This is a genomic window from Bradyrhizobium sp. 197, assembly GCF_023073375.1.
Taxonomy (GTDB): domain Bacteria; phylum Pseudomonadota; class Alphaproteobacteria; order Rhizobiales; family Xanthobacteraceae; genus Bradyrhizobium.
Genome location: NZ_JADPJJ010000171.1, coordinates 1 through 4,570 on the forward strand (window position 1 = coordinate 1; position 4,570 = coordinate 4,570).

At 58.0% G+C, this 4,570-nt stretch carries 4 protein-coding genes; 3 read left to right on the top strand and 1 reads right to left on the bottom strand.

Annotated features, from left to right (window positions below):
* Positions 1–325: hypothetical protein (locus IVB27_RS37670; protein ID WP_247447662.1), on the top strand; the 325-nt coding region annotated here is incomplete at its 5' end.
* A gap of 375 nt (positions 326–700) precedes the next feature.
* Positions 701–2,821 (top strand): MASE1 domain-containing protein, encoded by a 2,121-nt coding sequence (locus IVB27_RS37675; protein WP_247447663.1) that lies wholly within the window; start codon positions 701–703, stop codon positions 2,819–2,821.
* Here the strand turns inward: IVB27_RS37675 and IVB27_RS37680 are convergent.
* Positions 2,816–3,478 (bottom strand): response regulator, encoded by a 663-nt coding sequence (locus tag IVB27_RS37680; RefSeq protein WP_247447664.1) that lies wholly within the window; start codon positions 3,476–3,478, stop codon positions 2,816–2,818. The two genes, IVB27_RS37675 and IVB27_RS37680, sit on opposite strands and share 6 nt — an antisense overlap.
* 501 nt (positions 3,479–3,979) lie before the next feature.
* Between IVB27_RS37680 and opgC the strand changes: the two genes are divergently transcribed.
* Positions 3,980–4,570 (top strand): OpgC domain-containing protein (gene opgC / locus IVB27_RS37685; protein ID WP_247447665.1); only part of this gene is annotated, 591 nt, incomplete at its 3' end.

The window sequence follows — 4,570 nt, forward strand, 5'->3', positions numbered from 1 at the left end:
CGTCACCTCAGTTCATGAGGCGGCTTCCAACCCTTCCGTCATTTATGCCGGAATGATTGATCGAATGACATGCGAGCGGCCCGACGATGTATTCGAACGCGAAAGGACGCAGCGCTTCAAAATGTCTGCCGTGCAAGTCGTCGAACGAGGTCACTCGATCACGGCACTAGCACTGGCTTCCTTACGGTTGTTCGATCAAAGGAGAATTGCACCGGCCATCGCAAACGCCACGGCCGACGAACGGACTCGTCGCCTCATCGATCATGGAGATGCTTCTGTTTCCGGGGCGAAGCTTCCGCCTCCTCGTCACGCCGCAGCAGGCTAACGTGTAAGTGGTTCAGTCCCGAGACTCCAACGAGAGATGGGCCTTTGTCGCATACGGCGACCTAGTCCGGGTCCAAATCCGGCCTTTCGGAGCGCCTATCTTCGTCGTACGATGCATCCTCCAAAGCTCGGGGTGAACACGAGACGGCGCGAATTCCTCGGGATGCAACGGCGCCCGGTTCGTCTCACTGGTTCTGAGGCGATCCGCGGGAATTGAACAGTAAGCGGCCAGCTCCATCGCACGCGCCGTCGCTTAGTCCGCCAGAAGACTGCTGTGATCAATTTGATCTGAGCGCATCTGCCGTATCTAGCGCTCCTAGATGCAGAGATCAAAGTTTCGATAGACGAACCAATTGCCTGGTCCAGGACGTCGACGATGTCCAATCCTCGATCATTAGCCTCCGAGACAAACTCTAGCAGAGGCGTCAGCTACATCGGTAGTTTGGTCGCGATCGGAGCCATCTATCTCGTCTTGGCTAAAGGCGGGCTTGCTCTCGCGTCCATTCATCCCAGTACAACGCCAATTTGGCCACCGACGGGTGTCGCGCTGGCGGCGGTGCTGTTGCGGGGATATTGGACCTGGCCAGCAATTTTTGCGGCGGCGTTGATCGCAAATGCGACGACGGCAGGCTCGGTTGCTACCGCAATCGCGATTGCGGCCGGTAATGCTCTTGAAGCGGTTGTAGGCGCTTATCTCATTAATCGGTGGTCGGGTGGGTGTAACACGTTTTCAAGCCCCGATTCCGTTGCAAAGTTTGTTCTGATTTGCGTCGTGATCGCGACACCGATCAGTGCCAGCATTGGACTGACGAGTCTGACAATCTTCGGGTACATCGAACAGAAGAGTTTCGCCGATGCGTGGATCACCTGGTGGCTGGGAGATGTGACAGGCGCACTGGTCATTGCTCCTGTTATCGTGCTTTGGGCATCAAGCCGCTATCATCACTTCGAACGCCATGCGCTTCTGGAGACGGTCGGCGTCCTCACGACAGCGGCGGTTGTTGGACTCATTGCTTTCAGCCCTTTGATCGAGCAAACGCCCGGCCGAGATCCACTGGGTTTCCTCGCGATCTTGCCAATGTTGTGGGCGGCGCTGCGCCGCGGTCCACGCGATACCGCGACTGTCGCCCTGGTGCTTGCGGGCATCACGATCTGGGGCACGCTCACGGGCGGCGGCCCGTTCACAACTACGGACCTTAACGCATCGTTCCTGCTGGTGTTGATGTTCTTGATCAGCATTACCGTTCCAAGCTTGTTGCTGAGCGCCGATGTCGAGGTGCGCAAGAAAGCGGAGGAGCGGCTGCGCCGCGCGCGCGTCGAACTCGAGCGGAAGGTCGCAGAGCGGACGCAAGAGCTGGAGCTCGCCAGTGCAGCAAAATCACGCTTTTTTGCCATGGCAAGCCATGATTTGCGGCAACCGTTACATGCATTAGGGCTGTTTGTTGCCCAACTGCGCACGCCGCTCGAACCGGGGGAGAGGGCAAGGACGATCGAGCGGGTCGACGCAACGCGCAAGGAAATGGATGAAATGTTCAATTCGCTGTTGGACATTTCGAGAATCGACGCCGGGATGCTTACCCCCAACATTAGCGAATTCCCGATCGGGCGCCTGTTGCAAAAAAGCGAGACGGCGTTTGATCAGGCGACGCGTGAAAAAGGCTTGCGCTTACGCGTCTGGCCAAGTGACGCCTGGGTACGGAGCGACGCCATGCTGCTCGAACGCATACTCCTGAATCTGGTATCCAACGCTGTACGCTATACGTTGCAGGGCGGGATCCTGGTCGGATGCCGTCGGCGCGGTGAAATGCTGCGCATCGAAGTATACGATACCGGTCCCGGCATTCCCGAGGATCAAAAGCAAAATATCTTTGGCGAGTTTTTTCAAGTTCCTGCTCCGGAGCAGAACCGGACCGGCGGACTGGGGCTCGGCCTTGCCATTGTCGACAGGCTTCGCTTGCTTCTCAACCATCCAATCGAGCTCGCTTCGGCTGTCGGTCGCGGCTCGCGATTCACGATCCTGGTTCCGAAGGTCGACGAATGCGTCAAGGCCGCAGCGCCCGCCGACTTACCAAACACCGGTGCTTTTGCAGTCGACGGCAAGGCAGTTCTTGTTATTGCCGATACTCCAATCGTGCAGGAGGGAACGGGCGGATTGCTCAGCAAATGGGGATGTTCGGTTCTTGCGGCCGGATCCGACGAAGCCGCACTGGTCCGACTTGCTGAGCGCGAACAACGCCCCGACCTCATAATCTCGGACTATCATCTCGCACGCGGGAAGACCGGAATCAGGGCAATTGAACAAATCAATGCTGCGTTTGGCTCGTCAATTCCTGCCATACTCATCAGCGGCGATACAGCAGCTGAACCACTGCGGGACGCTAAGGATAGAGGATACGTTTTGCTGCATAAGCCGGTCGACCCAATGCAGCTCCGCGCTGTCATGCACAAGCTGTTTAGGGATCACGCTGGTGGGAGAGACGCTGGGGCAGTTTCATGATCCAGATTTCGGCGGCCACTCCCAGCCCATTTTTCCGACCTTTATGACGGCCTCGGTGCGCGTCGCGACGCCGAGCGCCTTGAGAACGACCGTGATGTGATTCTTCACTGTAGGCACTGCCATATTGAGCATCCTGGCAATGACCTTGTTGCTCTTTCCCTTCATCAGGAGCGCAAGTACTTCAATCTGCCGATCGGTCAACCCGAGCCCCTTGAGCGAGCCGGGCGCCACTGGCTTGTTTGCATGCCGTGGGCCCGCTGTCGTCTCCAGTATCTCCAACGGGATGTAAACTCCGCCGGAGAACACCAACTCAATAGCGTTGAGCATCACCTCGCGTTCCGTGGTTTTCGGAATGAAACCCAGCGCGCCGAGTTTGAAAGCGCGCCTGACCGTGTCTTGATCATCGGAGGACGAGAGAATGACGACAGCAGTCCTTGCATAGCGATCGCGCAGTTCGCAAAGGACAGAGAAGCCGTCGCGATCGGGCAAATTGATATCAAGCAAAATGAGGCTGATGTCGGGATGCTCCTCGACGATGTGCATGGCCTCTCGGCCGCTCGAAGCTTCGAATATGACGGCTTCTCGCTTTAGTTGCTTCAGGACAGCGTGCAACGCGGCCCGAATCAATGTGTGATCGTCAACAACAAGCACCTTCATAAAAAGCTCTCCGTCTTCTGACCGCCCGGAGATCAATAGAAAATCATACACCCACCTTCGAAATCGTCCATCTTCCATCTCGGGTCTGGCCAGCGGTTCGCGGTCAGGTAAGAAGGGAGCGGACTACGTGAAGCGCGGAGCTCGCTGGCCCCTGGTCCATGCGAGCGATGAATTGCTCATCATGTGTCTGACCGAGGCCAAGACGGCAGGGCGGACGGTACCTTGGTCATAGGACCTAGGCACCTCTCTGTACCGACCTCCGGCCGATTTACAGGTTGCGGCGCTTGCACGATGATGACGACGGTCAGCCTCTCCACCAGAAGGTTGTGCGCAGAGCGGCCATACGATCATTGTCGCAATTGCTGTCGTGGCCGGGTCGGTGTGAAGCAACTCTGGACTGCGGCGCTGTCAGACTCCCGCAGCGTGGCCGTGCTTTTTGTCACATTCGGCTCCTCGATCGTTCCTCTCGAAGCGTGCGCGCACCCTGGACGAGGCAAGCCAATGCAGGATCGGACCGCATCCCCAAAGCCATTTGCAGGCGTTCTGCCGGAGCTGAAAGTCAACGGCCGCGACCTGCGCATTGATGCCTGCCGCGGCATCGCGCTCTGGTGCATCTTTCTTGACCATGTCCCCAATAATATTGGAAGTTGGCTGACGCTACGGAACTACGGCTTCAGCGATGCCGCGGAAGTGTTCATGTTCGTCTCGGGCGTCACCTGCGCGCTGGCCTATGGCAAGGTATGGAGCTGCGAGGGGTGGACCAGCGTGATCCGCCGGACACTGCGGCGAAGTTGGGACATCTATGTCGCGTTTCTGCTGCTCACGCTCGCCTGCGCCATCTTGGTTCACCTCGCAGGCGGGGACCGTCTTGCTGACGTGAGCAATACGCGCATTCTGTTGGATCAGCCGGGCTCGGCGCTCGCGCACGCAGCGATCCTGCAATACCGTCCGGTCAATACTGACGTATTGCCGATCTTCGTGCTCCTCCACCTTTTTTTCGCGCCTTTGCTGTGGTTGCTGCTCCGAATGCCGAACGCGACGCTTGGCGCCTCGCTGGCGCTTTATGCGCTGGTGCATATGTTCGGCTGGTCC

Excerpts from the sequence above, each read along its gene's own strand:
- IVB27_RS37680 (WP_247447664.1), bottom strand. The coding sequence starts at position 3,478 with ATGAAGGTGCTTGTTGTTGACGATCACACATTGATTCGGGCCGCGTTG.
- IVB27_RS37675 (WP_247447663.1), top strand. The coding sequence starts at position 701 with ATGTCCAATCCTCGATCATTAGCCTCCGAGACAAACTCTAGCAGAGGC.